Origin of the sequence: uncultured Allobosea sp. (genome assembly GCF_945956895.1) — a bacterium.
Taxonomy (GTDB): domain Bacteria; phylum Pseudomonadota; class Alphaproteobacteria; order Rhizobiales; family Beijerinckiaceae; genus Allobosea.
This window is the reverse complement of record NZ_CAMFJF010000071.1, coordinates 1-14,637: the sequence shown is the minus strand read 5'-3', so window position 1 is coordinate 14,637 and position 14,637 is coordinate 1. Positions and strand designations below refer to the sequence as shown.

The following is a 14,637-nucleotide window of genomic DNA, read 5'->3' as shown; positions in this document are numbered from 1 at the left end:
GCGTCTCCGAGGCGACGGTGAAGGCCCATGTCTCGGCGATCCTGACCAAGCTCGATGTCGACAGCCGCACGCAAGCCGTGATCGCCGCCTCGAAGATCGCCGGCACCGCCTGGGCGACGGCGGGGGCCAGCGCGACGGCTTGATGATCGTTTCCCCGATAGGCTGAACTGCCCTCCATAGAGCGCGGGTCATCCCGGATCGCCCTGCGGTCGTCCGGAATGACCCGCGTTTGTGCGGGCAATGTAATTTCGAACGAGGACCGCGTTCAGACGCCATTCAAGCGCGGCCTGTTTCAGGTTAAGACAGCGCGGAAGCGCCCCGGATCGGCATGGGGCGCAACAGGATGGCCAACGCTTCCATGGAACGGTTTCTCGGCGGCTCGCCCCTCAGCGTCCTCGTCCGCCTGATCTTCATCTCGCTTCTGGTCGGCGCGGCCATGGCCTTTCTCGGCCTCTCCCCGCAGAGCCTCTACGAGGCCGCCGCACGCTTCCTGCGCTCGATCACCGGGCTCGGCTTCGGCGCGGTGCGCGAGGTCGGACAATGGGTCATTGCCGGCGCCCTGATCGTCGTACCGCTCTGGCTGCTGATGCGGCTCTTCGCTGCGCGGAAGTAAGTTCATCCGAACTACGCCGTCATTCTCGGGCGAAGCGACCTCCCTTCTCCCCTTGCGGGAGAAGGTGGCAGCGCGAAGCGCTGACGGATGAGGGGTTGCACGACCTCTTTGATAAAGATGCGCGGCGCAAGCGATACAAACCTGAGCGACCCCTCACCCCAACCCTCTCCCGCAAGGGGAGAGGGGGCCGGTCACGGTTCCGCGCTTATCTACAGCCCTTCGCCGCGCGCGATCGCCGCCGCATCGCGCCCGATCAGGGCGGTCAGACGCGTCAGGCCGGCACGGCGCGCCCGCGTGGCGAGGCCTGCCTTGATCTCCTTGGCGAGTCCCGGCCCCTTGAACACCATCGCCGAATAGAACTGCACCAGCGTCGCGCCGGCGCGGATCTTGGCGAAGGCGGCTTCAGCCGAATCGACGCCGCCGACCCCGACCAGCGGGAACTGCCCGTCGACACGCAGGAAGGCCTCGGCCAGGATGCGGGTCGAGGCGGTGAAGAGCGGCTTGCCGGAAAGCCCGCCGGTCTCGCCCTTGCTGGCGCTGCGCAGGCTGTCCGGGCGCGCGATCGTGGTGTTCGAGACGATCAGCCCGTCGATCTGGCGCTTGCGCGCGACCGCGATCATGCCGTCGAGCTCGGGCAAGGTCAGGTCGGGGGCGATCTTGATCAGGATCGGCGTGCGCTTGCCGCCGGCGGCGACTTCGTCCCGCGCGGCGAGCGTGCGCGCCACGAGATCGTCGAGCGCGCTTTCCGCCTGCAGGTCGCGCAGGCCGGGCGTGTTTGGCGAAGAGACGTTGATCGTCAGGAAATCGGCGAGCGGGGCGAGTCGGCGCGCCAGCGTGGCGTAATCGGCGGCACGGTCTACCGATTCCTTGTTGGCGCCGAGATTGACGCCGACGAGTCCGTTGCGGCCGCGGCGGGCCTCGAGCCGCTTGGCCACGGCCTCCATGCCCTCGCTGTTGAGGCCATAGCGGTTGATGACGGCCTCGTCTTCCAGCAGGCGGAAGACGCGCGGGCGCGGATTGCCGGGTTGCGGCAGCGGTGTTACGCCGCCGACCTCGACGAAGCCGAAGCCGAGCCCCAGCGCGCCGTCGATCGCCTCGGCATTCTTGTCGAAGCCGGCCGCGAGACCGACCGGGTTGGGGAAGGACAGCCCGAACGCTTCGGTCGCGAGCACGGGATCGTCTGCGCCCGGTTTCAAGGCGGGTGCTGTGGCGAGCGCCGTGACGGTCAGGCGATGCGCCATCTCCGCATCCATGCGGTGGATCAGCGGCCGGGCGAGGTTGAACAGGCCGCCGATCATGCGAGCGTCTCCGGTAGAATGTGGCTGCCGTCGTTCTTCAGCGGCATGGGGGCGATCCAGCGGACAACCTTTGGATCGAGCGGGGCATAGAGATGCGGGAACAAGGCGCCGCCGCGCGAGGGCTCGTAGCGCAGAGCCGAGCCGAGGCGCCCGTCGTCGATGGCGATGAGCAGCAGCCCGTCCTGCCCGGCGAAATGCTTCGCCGCGGTCTCGGCGACCTGGGCTCCCGTGGAGAAATGGATGTAGCCGTCGGCGAGATCGATCGGGGCGCCGTCGAAACGGCCCTTGGCCTCGGCTTCCGACCAGAGCGCGGCAGGGCATATCTTGTAGATCAGGGGCACCGGAGGTCTCGCGCGCGGATGTCGGCAACGGCTTAAACGCTGGCAGGAGGATTCCGCAAGCCGTTGTCTGATTGCGGCGAGATTCGGATTGAAATCTTATCGGATAGGGGATATTTCCTATCTCCAATCCCCGCCCTACGGCAAGAGCGAAGCGAGGTCTGCGCGATGCTGTCACATGACCAGATCTGGGGGGCGATCGACACGCTGGCCCAGCGCTATGGTTTCACCGCCTCGGGGCTGGCGCGCAAGGCCGGGCTCGATGCCACCACCTTCAACCGCTCCAAGCGCGTCGCCCCCGACGGGCGTGAGCGCTGGCCCTCGACCGAATCGATCTCCAAGATCCTGGTCGCGACCGGCGCCTCCTTCGACGAGTTCATGAGCATGGTGCTGCGCCGCGAGCCGGCGCCGGCGCGTACGATCCCGTTGATCGGCTTCGCCCAGGCGGGCTCGGGCGGCTTCTTCGACGATGGCGGCTTTCCGGTCGGCACGGGCTGGGAGGAGGTCGCCTTTCCCGGCGTCGCCGACGAGAAGGCCTATGCGCTGGAGATATCAGGCGATTCGATGCTGCCGCTCTACCGTGATGGCGATACCATCATCGTCTCGCCGACGGCGACGGTCCGGCGCGGCGACCGGGTCGTGGTCAAGACGGTGGAAGGCGAGGTGCTGGCCAAGCAACTCAAGCGCCAGACCGCCAAGACGGTCGAGCTCGCCTCGCTCAATCCCGAGCATGCGGACCGTGTGCTGAACAATGCCGAGATCGCCTTCATGGCGCGGGTGATCTGGGCGAGTCAGTAGGCGCTTCGCCGGCCGTCAGTGTCCGTTGGCGCGCCGCGCCGGCAGCGTGACGGCGAAGATGGCGCCGGTCTCGGACGGTTCGAGCGTGATCGAGCCGCCATGGAGCCGGACCAGCTCGGCCGCGATCGCAAGGCCGAGACCGGTGCCGCCGGGCGTCACCGAACCGCGGAAGGCCTGGAACAGGTTGGCCCGCGCCCGATCCGGCACGCCGGGGCCGTTGTCGATGATGCGCAGTGCCACCGCGTCGTTTTCTGCGCTGCCCGTCACCGTCAGCATCGGCAGGTCGCCGGCCTCCGCCCCGGCGCGCGTCAGCGCCTGGATCGAGTTGCGCATCAGGTTCGTCAGCACGCGCGCCATCTGGTCGGGGTCGCAAGGGGCGGAGAGTTCGGGCGGAATCCGGTTCTCGAAACGCGGCTGCTTGCCGTCGCCGAGGCCGAGCATCTCCGCCTGCTCCGCGACGAGCTGCCGCAGCGGGACGTTGCGGACGGCGGGCGTCGCCTCGGCGGCGCGGCCGTAGGCGAGGGTCGCCTGACAGAAATCGATGGCGCGCCCCAGCGTCGCGATCAGGCGCGGCGCGAAGCGGCGGATCTTGGCGTCGCGGGTCTCGATGAGCTGGTCCGACATGAGCTGTGCGGCCGCCAGCATGTTGCGCAGGTCGTGGTTGATCTTCGAGACGGCAAGGCCAAGCTCGGCAAGATGCTTCTTGGTGCGCAATTCGTCGGCGAGCGTCGCCTGCATGCGGGCGAGCGCGCGTTCCGCTTCGCCGATCTCGTCGGCGCGCAGCGAGGGCTCGATGACCCGTTGCGGGTTCTCAGGGTCCGCCTCGAACTCCATGACATTCGCCGCCAGATGCCGGATCGGCCCGATGATCAGCGCATTGAGCGCGATATAGACGGCAAGCGCCGTCAGCCCGGTGAGCAGCAGCGAGATCAGCAGCAGGCTCCAGGAGAATTTCAGCATCGCCCGGTGCAGCGGCGCCTCGTCGATGACGATCTCGACGAAATCGGCGCCGCCGACCGCCTCGCCGACCACGCGGATCGGCATGGTCGCGGGGGCGACGAGCACCGTAAGGGCCTCGTTGATCGCCGTCAGCCAATCGAGATTGCGCAGGTCGACCGAGCGGGAGACCTCCGGTGGCGGCATCGAATCGAGGCTGAGCAGGCGGCGCGCGCCACCGACGCGCGCGGCGATGGCGCGGGCGCCGACGCCCATCAGCAGGCGGTTTTCGCTGCCCTCCGGCAGGCCGTCCTCGGGCGCTCCTTCGAGCACCAGCGCGGCGACCTGCGCGGCGGCGATCCGGTCATGCAGCCAGTTGCGCCGGAAATTCGCGATGGAGGGCAGATAGATCAGGACCTCCGCCAACATGACGAAGAGCACGGTGACGAGCAGCAGCTTGGCCGAGAGGCCGAGGCGCGTGAGGCCGCGCGGCTGGCTGACCGATAGGGCTGGCTTGGGCGCATGCATCGTCGGTGATCTTAGCCGAAACGACGCAGAAAGCCGATGAGGCAGCGCAGGGCCGGCCGCGCGGTCAGTGTCGCATGGAAGGAAAGCGCGGCGCGGCGCGAGGCGTCGGAACGAGCCATGGAGGGCAGAGGCATGCCGGCGACAGTGCCGGCGTCGAGCCCGGCTCGCATCGCGATGCACCATGGCGCGATCAGTTCGCCCGCGTCTTCGCCGGCGATGGTGACGCCGAGGATGCGGCCCTTGCGGTCGACGATCGCCTTGACGAAGCCCTCGGTCTCGCCGGAGGCTTGCGCGGCCGCGTTCTCGGAGAAGGGCCAGCGCAACATCCGGATGGCCCCGCCCGTCTTGCGAGCCTCCGCCTCCGTCAGCCCGACCGAAGCGATCTGCGGCCGGGTCCAGACGACGCGCGGCTCGCTCACGGGGGCGATCCTGACCGGCTGGCGGAACAGGATGCTGCGCAGCAGCAGCCCGACATGGTCGTCGCCGGCGTGATCGGGCGGCGAAGCTGCCGCACCACCCGCGCAGGCTCCCAGGGCATGGACGCGGCGATTGCTCGTCCGCAGGCCCCGGTCGACGCTGATGCCCGAGCCATCATGGCGAATGCCGGCGAGATCGAGGTCGAGATTGCCGATCTCGGGGCGGCGTGGGCCGGTCACGATGAGATGCGAGCCCTCGACGGTCATCTCGCCCGCCGGTGTCGCGAGGACGAGACGCAGCCCCGATCGAGCGCGTTCCACCCGCAGCGGCGCGCTGTTTTCGTGAAGCGCCAGTCCCTCGCGCAAGAGCCGGCGCCGCAGGATCGTGGCGGCTTCCTCGTCATGACCCGCCAGCAGGCTTTCCGGTGTGACGAGGGCCGCAGCATTGCCAAGGCGGCGCAGAGCCTGGGCCAGGGCAATGCCCGCGCTGCCGATGACGATCGGCCGTTCGGGCAATCGGGTCAGGCTGGCCAGATCGGACTCGTGGAGGAGGGGGACCGTATCGCCTCCCGGTATCACGGCCGGAGCGGCGCGCGCGCCGGTGGCGATCACGAAGCGGCGCGCCTTGATCGGGCGCCCGTCGACAGTGACCGTGCTGCGGCTGGTGAAGCGAGCTTCGCCCCGGATGACGGTGATACCCAGCGCGGCCAGGCGCTCGGCTGAATGATTGGCCCGGTCGGTGGCGAGGGCACGCTGGATATGGTCGTGGATCTGGCCCGGGTTGGTCTGCGGCTCTGCTGCCGCCAGTCCGAGGCGCGCCGCATCGCGCAGCGCCTGCGCTCGGGCAGCGCTTGCGATCAGGGCCTGGGTGGCGAGCGGGCCCCGGTCTCCGCCGATGGCATTGCGCTCGATCAGGACGACCGGGACGCCGAAGGCCGCCGCGGCGATGGCCAGCGCGACGCCGTTCGCGCTCGCGCCGATGACGCAGATATCGGGTGTCAACGCGGCTGGTTTCGCCGCCTTGGCCGTGCCGTCGCTCACCGGAGATTCCGTCTCGCTCGCTGTTCTCATCGCTGATGCGTTGCCCGGCCGGCGGAATCAAGGCCGCTGCGCAGCAGCTTTGGAAAAAGAGCGCTGCCTGTTCAGGCCACGCTGCGCTTGCCGTCCCGGCTCTTGATGCTGGCCAGTGCCTCCGGGCGGCCGAACAGGAAGCCCTGCGCGCGATGGGCGCCGAGGAGCTGGACCGCGATGCGCTGTTGCTCCGTCTCGATGCCTTCGACGACGACGCTCATCTGCAGGCGGCGCGCCAACTGGCAGACAGCCTCGATGACCGCCTTGGAGGCTTCGTTGGTATGGACCTCGCGCGTGAAGCTCTGATCGATCTTCACCTGCGCGAACGGATAGGTCGAGAGATAGGCGAGGGAGGAGTATCCGGTGCCGAAATCGTCGAGCGCGAAAGTCACGCCCAGTGCCCGCAATTCGTCGAGGACCGAAAGCGCCAGCTTTTCTTCCTCGATCAGCAGCGATTCCGTGACTTCGAGCATCAATCGCCGCGATTCGAGATGGGAGGCGAGGAGCGCTTTCTTGACTGTCTCGACGATCCGGCGCGGCTCCCGGAACTGCAGCGGCGAGACGTTGACGGAGACGCCGATGCCCGGCTCCCAGCTCGCGGCATCGCGGCAGGCCTGGCGGATCGCCCAGTCGCCCATGCTGGCGATCAGGCCGGATTGCTCGGCGATCGGGATGAAGACGCTCGGCGGCACCATGCCGCGCGTGGGGTGGCGCCAGCGCATCAGCGCCTCGCGCGACACGATCGCCTGGGTCTTCAGGTCGATGATCGGCTGATAGTAGAGTTCGAGCGTGCCGTCGGTGCAGGCCCGGCGCAGATCGATCTCGATCTCGTGCCGTTCCATCATCTCCTCGGCCATGGCCGGGTTGAAGAACATCAGCATGTTGCGGCCGGCGGACTTGGCCTTGTACAGCGCGGTATCGGCATGGCGCAGCAGGTCGGCCGGATTGGCGCCGTCGAGCGGCGCGATGGCGATGCCGATGCTGGCCGTGACATAGACGGTCTTGCCTTCGACATCGAAGGCCCGCGTCATGACGTCGATCATGCGCTGGGCGATCGCGGTGACGACGGCAATGTCGGAGGACGGCAGGATCAGCAGGAACTCGTCGCCGCCGAAGCGGGCGAGCTGGTCGTTGCTGCGGATCGCGCTGCGCAGGCGGCTCGCGGTCTCCATCAGCACATGGTCGCCGATATCGTGGCCGAGGCTGTCATTGACCTGCTTGAAGCCGTCGAGATCGAGATAGAGCAGCGCGAAGCCCTCGCCCGTGCGCTCGAGCTTGGCGAAGGCCTCGGTGATCTGCGCGGTGTATTCGAAGCGGTTCGCCAGCCCCGTCAATTCGTCGAAGCGCGCCATCTGCTCGATGCGCGCCTCGGTCGCCTTGCGCTGGGTGGCGTCCTCCGTGAGCATCAGGATGCCGCCCTCGGCAGCGGGGGCGAGCGTCACGACCAGCACGAGGCCACCCCGCGTCACCACCTCGCGGCTGGTGGCCTGTTGTGTGGCCTGCACCTCCGTCAGCGCCGTGCGGATGTCGCGCAACTGCTCCTGGGTGATCACCTGCCGCTCGACCAGGAAACGCGCGATCGCCGTCAGCGGCGTGCCGGGCAGTGCGAGCGTCTCGGGCAGGCCGTAAAGCGTGCTGTGGGGGGCGTTGCTGACCGCGAGCTTGAGGCTGCGGTCGAACATCGCCAGCCCGTCGATCATCGTGTTGAGTGCGGCGTCCAGCGTCAGGTTCTGCGAATGCAGCGCGGAGGCGAGCGCCTTCGATTGCTTGTTGGCGTCGCTGAGCGCGAGCAGGTTGCGATGCAGCGAATTGGTGATCGCGATATTGGCCGCCACGTAGAGGAAGGCGAAATAGCCGATATAGCGGTAATAGGGATTATGCGCGGCGATCAGGCCGATCGCCATGGGAATGCAGAAGGTCAGGAGCTGCACCGCGACGAATTTCGGCCGCCCGGCATTGCGCGCGACATAGCCCGAGGCCAGCGCGATGGTCGAGGCGACCGAAGTGATATGGGCCGCGGCATCGTCCGTCTGGACCAGGGCGACATAGCAGCTGTAGCCGAGGACGGCGCTGAACACCGTGGCGCCGAGGAAATAGTCGCGGTCCCAGCGGCGGGTCTGCGCGTAGCTGTCCTGCGCGTGGTTGCGCCGCCGATAGGCGATCACCGTCACGATGCGCAGGACGACGATGAGCGTCACCAGGATGGTGAGGCTCATGAAGATGTCCATGCCGGTTGAGACCCAGCATAGGAACGGCGTCAGGATGCCGGCGATGCCGCCGGGGATGATCGAGGCGGGCGACGAGAACAGCGAACTGACCAGCAGCGTATAGCCGGTCAGGTCGATATTCTCGCCCTGCGCGCGCCCGCCCGCCGTCATCAGTCGCTTGAGCGCGCCTGCCATCGACTCCTGCCTTTGCCGCCTCACGCGGTACGACGCGCGCCATCCGCACGTCGTGCATCATGCCAAAGGGTTGTACGAGAGCAGAGGTAAATGCTTCGTGTGGTTTTCCGGAGGCGTTTCTTCCGGCGTATTGCAAGCTGCCGGAACCTTCCTCGTCATTCCGGGGCAGGCCGCAGGCCTGAGCCCGGAACCCAGAAACGACGCGGTCATGGATTTTGGGCGCTGACCCGACTGCGCTCCTTATGGAAACGGCATCGGCTCTGGGTTCCGGGCTCTTCGCTGACGCGAAGCCCCGGAATGACGGCGGAGCCTCGGCAAGGCCGAGCCAATCACATGTTCACAGAACCTAGACCGGCGCGAGATGGCGCTGGTAGACGCGCGCCAGCATCCGGTCCTGTGTCTGGGCGATGCGTTGCAGCTTCGAGATCGCGCTCGGGCTGAGGCGGAGCATGCAATCCGTCCAGATCTGTCCGAGATGGCCGAGCTCTTCGCGCAGGTCGCCATGGCGACGGTTGAAGGCCGAGAACAGGGCGGTCTTGGCCGCGTGGATCGGCAGCGAGTCGGCGCAATACTTGCGGATCCAGTCCTCGCCCGTCCCGGTCGGGACCACCGCCTCGAGGCCGCCGGCGACCATGAATTCCTGCGCGCTCATCTCCTCGCCGGAGAGCAGCATCTGTTCGGCCGCGCGCTGGCCCATGCGCCGCGACAGGATCGCCACCGCCGTGATCGGGAAGTGGTTGAACTTGATCTCCGGGTAGACGAACGAAGCCTGTTCCTCGGCGATCATGACGTTGCATGAGCGCGGCGCGTCGATGCCACCGCCGATCGCCTTGGCATGGATCGTCGAGAGCGTCACCACGAGGCCGTTGAGGCCGCCGGAGTTCCAGATCGCGCCTTCCGCCGAGAGCCGGGCGTATTCGGCCAGCGACGCGCGGTCGTTCTTGGCCAGGCAGTCCAGATAGAAATCGAGATCGCCGCCGAGCGTGAAGAACGGTCCGGCGCCGCGGAAGGCGAGGAAGCGCACCGGCGCGCGGTGATACTGGTCCGGCGCGCCCCATAGCGCGACGATCGCGCTCTGAATTTTCACCAGGCTGTCGAGCAGCTGCAGCGTGAAGACGGGCTTCAGTTCCGGCCGGATCGTGACCCAGAGCGTCTTGATCTCCGGCTCGTAGGCGATCTCCACCTCCGGCAGGAAGCCCGCCTTGTAGCGGATCGCATCGATGACTTCGCAACTCTCGAACAGGGTCGGCGCGAGGCTCCCTGTTCCCAACTTCAAGGACTGCAACATGACGCTACCCCACGAACTCCTTGATGCCGGCAGCGTAAACGAGCTTAACAAAGTGTAAACGCTTTCTCCCGGAAATGGTTAATAGCATTAAGGATTTTTGCTTTACCAAGCGTCATGTGGTGGGCTTGCTGCCGGCCGTTGGCGCGGCAAGGCAAGAGCCGCGCCGCCGCGGAGCGAACGAAAATTTCGTGCGAAGGCCCGAGCAATGAAACAAACGGTCGATGCCGTGGTTGTCGGGGGAAGGATCGTTCCTGGCCTTGAAAACAGGATTCCGGCTGGCTCGCTCCGGCACGAGGCCGGCCCGTCCTGGGGCAGGGGGCGATGGCCATCGCGGCGCTTGTCCGCTGCTGGCTGTGGAGCTAACGATACCGCCGCGAATTCGCCGCGTTCCCGCGTTCAAACACCCAATGTCGAGCTGACGTCGTGACCCGCCAGACAGCCGAAGACGAGAAGCAGGCGCGCCTTGCCGCTGCGCTTCGCGAGAACCTGAAGCGCCGCAAGGCCCAGGCTCGCGCTCGCCGCTCGGACGAGGCGCAAGCGCGTGAGCCGGAACCGCCCTCTCAGGCCGATACCCCCCGGACCTGAACTCCCGTTTCTCCCAGGTGCCGCCGGCCTTGCGCCCGGCCGGCCGATCAGGACCCCCCGATGGACAAGATCCGCATCACCGGCGGCCAGCGCCTCAACGGCGCCATTCCGATTTCCGGCGCGAAGAACGCCGCCCTGCCGCTGATGATCGCGAGCCTGCTGACGGACGAGACGCTGACGCTGACCAATGTGCCGCGCCTCTCGGACGTGACGGCGCTCTCGCGCATCCTGTCCAACCAGGGCGTCGACCGCACCGTCGCCGGCAAGCGCATCGGACAGTCGGCCGAGACCGGCCAGACCATCTCGCTGACCGCACGCCAGATCGTCGACACCTGCGCGCCCTATGAGTTGGTCTCGACCATGCGGGCGAGCTTCTGGGTGATCGCGCCGATCCTGGCCCGAATGGGCGAGGCCAAGGTTTCGCTGCCCGGCGGCTGCGCCATCGGCACCCGCCCGGTCGACCTGCTGCTGATGGCGCTGGAGAAGCTCGGGGCCGAGATCGTCATCGAGAACGGCTATGCGCTGGCGCGCGCGCCCAGGGGCCTGAAGGGCGGCGAGATCGTCTTCCCGAAGGTGACGGTCGGCGGCACCCATACCGCGCTCATGGCTGCGGTGCTCGCACAGGGCACGACCGTGATCGAGAACGCGGCCCGCGAGCCGGAGGTCACCGACCTTGCCGCCTGCCTCGTCAAGATGGGCGCCAAGATCGAGGGCGCCGGCACCTCCCGGATCGTGGTGACCGGTGTGGCGCGCCTCGGCGGCGCGCATCATGCCGTGTTGCCCGATCGTATCGAGGCCGGCACCTATGCCATGGCCGTGGCGATGACCGGCGGCGACGTCCTGCTTGAAGGCGCCAAGCCCGAGCTGATGCAATCGGCGCTCGACGTGCTCTCCAAGGCCGGTGTCGAGATCGACACGACCAACGAAGGCATCCGCGTGCGCCGCAATGGCCGCGGCCTTGAGGCGGTCGATGTCGACACCGACCCTTTCCCGGGCTTCCCGACCGACCTTCAGGCGCAGTTCATGGCGCTGATGACCCGGGCCAAGGGCACCTCGCGCATCCGCGAGACCATCTTCGAGAACCGCTTCATGCATGTGCAGGAGCTTGCCCGGCTCGGCGCGAAGATCCGGCTGGACGGCGATGTCGCGCTCGTCGAGGGCGTCGAAAAGCTGACCGGCGCGCCGGTGATGGCGACGGACCTGCGCGCCTCGGTCTCGCTGGTCATCGGCGGGCTCGCCGCCGAAGGCGACACCACGATCAACCGCGTCTACCATCTCGATCGCGGCTTCGAGGCGCTGGAAGCCAAGCTCGGCCGCTGCGGCGCTCTGGTGGAGCGTATCAGCGGCTGATCCTCGGCTGTTGATTTTCTTGAGGCGGCTCGTCAGAACAAGAGCATGTCAGACGATGCCGCCGACCCGCTCAAGCTCATCGCGCTCGATGCGGATGACCTCGCGATTGTCTCAGCCCATCTCCAGGATGCGGTGCTGAAGGCGGCCGACCTCGTCTATCTCCCGCGCGAGCAGCGCTTCGCGCTCGCGCTGCGCCGCTTCGATTGGGAAGGCGCCCAGCACGGCCAACGCCGGCGCCGTCTGACGGCGCTGCATTTCGACCGCGTCCAGTCCGTGCGCAGCGCCAAGCTGAACAAGAACGATCCCGACAAGGTCCTGAACCTTCTCGCCGTCACCTTCGACCAGGGCGAGGAGCCGGCAGGCGACGTGACGCTGCATTTTTCGGAAGGAGCGGCGATCCGCCTCTCGGTCGAATGCATCGAGGCCCAGATGAAGGATCTCGGCCCGGTCTGGGAAGCCGTCGCCACGCCCGGACATCCCGACGGCGCCTGAGCTTGTTATGGCGTCGCCGCTTTTCGGCCTGCGACCGCTTCAACCTTCGGCTCCCTTCGTCTAAGAACGCGCCGTCATCCCGGACAAGCCGCGCAGCGGCGCCGATCCGGGATCCATCGAAGGGGACTGCGCTCTACGATGGATTCCGGGTCTTCGCTACGCTACGCCCGGAATGACGACTGAGAGTTCGGATTCCCGAGGATACCCATGCCGATCAGGCTCGACGACAGGGATGCCCGCTTCGGCGAGGGCTTCGCGGCGCTGCTCTCCGCCAAGCGCGAGGTCTCGGAAGAGGTCGATCGCGTCGCCGCCGACATCATCGCCGATGTCCGTGAGAAGGGCGACGCGGCACTGATCGATTACACCTCCCGCTTCGACGCGCTCGATCTGGCGCCCGAGACTTTGCGCGTCAGCGAAGCCGAGATCGATGCGGCCGTGGCTGCCTGTTCGCCCGAATTGCTGGCGGCGCTGGAGACGGCGCGCGAGCGCATCGAGACCTATCACCGCCGCCAGAAACCAGCCGATTCCTGGGTCGAGGATTCGGCCGGCGTCGGCGCCGGCTGGCGCTGGAGCGCGATCGAAGCGGTCGGGCTTTATGTGCCCGGCGGCACGGCGAGCTATCCGTCCTCGGTACTGATGAATGCGATCCCGGCGAAGGTCGCCGGCGTGCCGCGCATCGTCATGGTCGCGCCGACGCCGCGCGGCGAAACCAATCCGCTCGTGCTCGCCGCCGCTCGCCTCGCTGGCGTCGACGAGGTCTACCGCATCGGCGGCGCGCAAGCTGTCGCGGCGCTCGCCTATGGCACGGCCACGATCGCTCCCGTGGCCAAGATCGTCGGCCCCGGCAATGCCTATGTCGCTGCCGCCAAGCGCCGCGTCTTCGGCCAGGTCGGCATCGACATGATCGCCGGCCCCTCCGAGGTGCTGGTCATCGCCGACCGCAGCGCCAATCCCGACTGGATCGCCGCCGACCTGCTGGCGCAGGCCGAGCATGACGTCTCCGCCCAATCGATCCTGATGACCGACGATGCCGGCCTCGCCGCCGAAGTCGAGAAGGCGGTGGCGGCCCAGCTCGCGACGCTGCCGCGTGCCGAGATCGCGGGCAAAAGCTGGCAGGAATTCGGCGCGATCCTGCTCGTCGCCGATCTCGAAGCCGCCGCGCCGCTGGTCGACCGGCTTGCGCCCGAGCATCTGGAGATCATGACGGCCGATCCGGACCGGCTCGCGGGGCTGATCCGCAATGCCGGGGCGATCTTCCTCGGCGGCCATACGCCGGAAGCGATCGGCGACTATGTCGGCGGCCCCAACCATGTTCTGCCGACGGCCCGTTCGGCCCGCTTCTCCTCCGGTCTCGGCGTCGGCGACTTCATGAAGCGGACCTCGCTCCTGAAATGCGCGCCTGAGGGCCTGCGCGCGCTGGCTTCCGCCGCGACGCAATTGGCTGAAGCCGAGGGCTTGCAGGCGCACGGCCGATCCGTGACGATCAGGCTGAATCTCTGAGTGCTGCTGCGACGGGCGGCGCCACGGCCGGAGGAGCGATGTCCGACGTCTCGACTGCCATCACCCAGCGCCTGGTAGGCCTGACCCTCGACGAGAATTCTCTCGGCCGGGGCACGCCCGATCAGGAGCACGAGCGTGCCGTCGCGATCTACGACCTGATCGAGCGGAACAGCTTCGTCGTTCCCGAGCACGATGGCGGGCCTTATCTCGCGCATCTCGCAATGATCGAGCGGCGTCTCGTTTTCGAGATCAAGCAGGCCGATGGTGCGCCGGTCGTGACGCATCACCTCTCGCTCAGTCCGTTCCGGCGCATCATCAAGGACTACGAACTGGTCTGCGACAGCTATTATGCGGCGATCCGGACCTCGACGCCGGCGCAGATCGAGGCGATCGACATGGGCCGGCGCGGCCTGCATGACGAGGCTGCCGGCATCCTGGCGGAGCGGCTGGCCAACAAGGTCGAAGTCGATTTCGATACGGCCCGCCGCCTCTTCACGCTGATCTACGCCCTGCACTGGAAGGGCTGACGCGTTGGAGCCCTCGCGCAAGGTCCAGAGCGTGCTGTTCATGTGCGCGATGAACGCCGTGCGCTCGCCGATGGCCGAGGCCCTGGCCAAGCACTTCTTCGGCAAGTCGATCTATGTCCAGTCGGCCGGCGCCCGGAAGGGCGAGGCCGACGGCTTCGCGCTGACGGTGCTCGACGAGATCGGCATCGACCTCAGCCGCCACCGGCCGAAATCGGTCGAGGAGCTCGAGGAGTGGGAAGGGCTCAATTTCGACCTGATCATCACGCTCTCGCCGGAAGCCCACCACAAGGCCCTCGACCTGACGCGGACCCATGCCGCCGAGGTGGAATACTGGCCGACCGTCGACCCCACCGTGTTCCAGGGCTCGCGCGAGCAGAAGCTCGACGCCTATCGTGACGTCCGGGACGGCCTGATCAAGCGCATCAAGCAGCGCCTGCAGAGCTAGGCTCAGGACTCATTGATTGAGCCAGAAGATAAAGGTTGCGGCGAAGGCTA

The 14,637-nt window shown here is 67.4% G+C and carries 15 protein-coding genes; 9 read left to right on the top strand and 6 right to left on the bottom strand.

Features of this window, described 5'->3' with window-relative positions:
- Together Q0Q02_RS20685 and Q0Q02_RS20680 are read left to right on the top strand one after the other, a co-directional pair.
- Positions 1-143 (top strand): LuxR C-terminal-related transcriptional regulator (locus tag Q0Q02_RS20685; RefSeq protein ID WP_293812323.1); only part of this gene is annotated, 143 nt, incomplete at its 5' end.
- 215 nt (positions 144-358) lie between these two features.
- Positions 359-613, top strand: a complete 255-nt coding sequence (locus tag Q0Q02_RS20680) for a DUF6460 domain-containing protein (protein ID WP_244638997.1) — start codon at positions 359-361, stop codon at positions 611-613.
- 209 nt (positions 614-822) lie between these two features.
- On the opposite strand, the gene Q0Q02_RS20675 is transcribed toward Q0Q02_RS20680, so the two are convergent.
- Positions 823-1,911, bottom strand: coding sequence for a quinone-dependent dihydroorotate dehydrogenase (locus Q0Q02_RS20675; protein ID WP_293812317.1), 1,089 nt, complete (start codon positions 1,909-1,911; stop codon positions 823-825).
- Positions 1,908-2,252, bottom strand: coding sequence for a DUF952 domain-containing protein (locus tag Q0Q02_RS20670; RefSeq protein ID WP_293812315.1), 345 nt, complete (start codon positions 2,250-2,252; stop codon positions 1,908-1,910). Before Q0Q02_RS20670 ends, Q0Q02_RS20675 begins: the two co-directional genes overlap by 4 nt.
- A gap of 165 nt (positions 2,253-2,417) precedes the next feature.
- Between Q0Q02_RS20670 and Q0Q02_RS20665 the strand changes: the two genes are divergently transcribed.
- Complete coding sequence (locus tag Q0Q02_RS20665; protein ID WP_293812313.1) at positions 2,418-3,047, top strand: helix-turn-helix transcriptional regulator; 630 nt, start codon at positions 2,418-2,420, stop codon at positions 3,045-3,047.
- Between the two features lie 15 nt (positions 3,048-3,062).
- Here Q0Q02_RS20665 and Q0Q02_RS20660 read toward each other — a convergent pair whose 3' ends face one another.
- The 4 genes from Q0Q02_RS20660 to Q0Q02_RS20645 all read right to left on the bottom strand — a co-directional run bounded on the left by Q0Q02_RS20660 (position 3,063) and on the right by Q0Q02_RS20645 (position 9,688).
- Positions 3,063-4,511 (bottom strand): HAMP domain-containing sensor histidine kinase, encoded by a 1,449-nt coding sequence (locus tag Q0Q02_RS20660; protein WP_293812311.1) that lies wholly within the window; start codon positions 4,509-4,511, stop codon positions 3,063-3,065.
- Between the two features lie 11 nt (positions 4,512-4,522).
- A complete protein-coding gene (locus Q0Q02_RS20655; RefSeq protein WP_293812309.1) occupies positions 4,523-5,968 on the bottom strand; it encodes an FAD-dependent oxidoreductase in 1,446 nt (481 codons plus the stop codon).
- A 101-nt stretch (positions 5,969-6,069) separates the two neighbouring features.
- Positions 6,070-8,400, bottom strand: a complete 2,331-nt coding sequence (locus Q0Q02_RS20650; RefSeq protein ID WP_293812307.1) for an EAL domain-containing protein — start codon at positions 8,398-8,400, stop codon at positions 6,070-6,072.
- Positions 8,401-8,746: 346 nt separating this feature from the next.
- A complete protein-coding gene (locus tag Q0Q02_RS20645; protein WP_293812305.1) occupies positions 8,747-9,688 on the bottom strand; it encodes an enoyl-CoA hydratase-related protein in 942 nt (313 codons plus the stop codon).
- Between the two features lie 423 nt (positions 9,689-10,111).
- On the opposite strand from Q0Q02_RS20645, the gene Q0Q02_RS20640 reads away from it, so the two are divergent.
- The 6 genes from Q0Q02_RS20640 to Q0Q02_RS20615 all read left to right on the top strand — a co-directional run bounded on the left by Q0Q02_RS20640 (position 10,112) and on the right by Q0Q02_RS20615 (position 14,587).
- Positions 10,112-10,273 carry a hypothetical protein gene (locus Q0Q02_RS20640; protein WP_293812303.1) on the top strand — a complete coding sequence of 54 codons (162 nt, stop codon included), beginning with the start codon at positions 10,112-10,114 and terminating at the stop codon, positions 10,271-10,273.
- A gap of 60 nt (positions 10,274-10,333) precedes the next feature.
- Positions 10,334-11,623: a UDP-N-acetylglucosamine 1-carboxyvinyltransferase gene (gene murA / locus Q0Q02_RS20635; RefSeq protein ID WP_293812301.1), complete on the top strand. Its 1,290-nt coding sequence runs from the start codon at positions 10,334-10,336 to the stop codon at positions 11,621-11,623.
- A gap of 45 nt (positions 11,624-11,668) precedes the next feature.
- Positions 11,669-12,115, top strand: a complete 447-nt coding sequence (locus Q0Q02_RS20630; protein ID WP_293812299.1) for a DUF2948 family protein — start codon at positions 11,669-11,671, stop codon at positions 12,113-12,115.
- A 207-nt stretch (positions 12,116-12,322) separates the two neighbouring features.
- A complete protein-coding gene (gene hisD, locus Q0Q02_RS20625; RefSeq protein WP_293812298.1) occupies positions 12,323-13,615 on the top strand; it encodes a histidinol dehydrogenase in 1,293 nt (430 codons plus the stop codon).
- 38 nt (positions 13,616-13,653) lie between these two features.
- On the top strand, positions 13,654-14,142 hold the full coding sequence (locus Q0Q02_RS20620) for a UPF0262 family protein (RefSeq protein WP_293812296.1): 489 nt from the start codon (positions 13,654-13,656) through the stop codon (positions 14,140-14,142).
- A 40-nt stretch (positions 14,143-14,182) separates the two neighbouring features.
- On the top strand, positions 14,183-14,587 hold the full coding sequence (locus Q0Q02_RS20615) for a low molecular weight phosphatase family protein (RefSeq protein WP_293812321.1): 405 nt from the start codon (positions 14,183-14,185) through the stop codon (positions 14,585-14,587).
- The last annotated feature ends 50 nt before the right edge of the window (positions 14,588-14,637 follow it).

Bases quoted from the DNA above. Each gene is read 5' to 3' on its own strand.
- Q0Q02_RS20665 (WP_293812313.1), top strand. From the start codon at position 2,418: ATGCTGTCACATGACCAGATCTGGGGGGCGATCGACACGCTGGCCCAG.
- Q0Q02_RS20615 (WP_293812321.1), top strand. From the start codon at position 14,183: ATGTGCGCGATGAACGCCGTGCGCTCGCCGATGGCCGAGGCCCTGGCC.
- Q0Q02_RS20660 (WP_293812311.1), bottom strand. From the start codon at position 4,511: ATGCATGCGCCCAAGCCAGCCCTATCGGTCAGCCAGCCGCGCGGCCTC.
- Q0Q02_RS20675 (WP_293812317.1), bottom strand. From the start codon at position 1,911: ATGATCGGCGGCCTGTTCAACCTCGCCCGGCCGCTGATCCACCGCATG.
- Q0Q02_RS20645 (WP_293812305.1), bottom strand. From the start codon at position 9,688: ATGTTGCAGTCCTTGAAGTTGGGAACAGGGAGCCTCGCGCCGACCCTG.
- Q0Q02_RS20680 (WP_244638997.1), top strand. From the start codon at position 359: ATGGAACGGTTTCTCGGCGGCTCGCCCCTCAGCGTCCTCGTCCGCCTG.
- murA (WP_293812301.1), top strand. From the start codon at position 10,334: ATGGACAAGATCCGCATCACCGGCGGCCAGCGCCTCAACGGCGCCATT.
- Q0Q02_RS20630 (WP_293812299.1), top strand. From the start codon at position 11,669: ATGTCAGACGATGCCGCCGACCCGCTCAAGCTCATCGCGCTCGATGCG.
- Q0Q02_RS20620 (WP_293812296.1), top strand. From the start codon at position 13,654: ATGTCCGACGTCTCGACTGCCATCACCCAGCGCCTGGTAGGCCTGACC.
- Q0Q02_RS20650 (WP_293812307.1), bottom strand. From the start codon at position 8,400: ATGGCAGGCGCGCTCAAGCGACTGATGACGGCGGGCGGGCGCGCGCAG.
- hisD (WP_293812298.1), top strand. From the start codon at position 12,323: ATGCCGATCAGGCTCGACGACAGGGATGCCCGCTTCGGCGAGGGCTTC.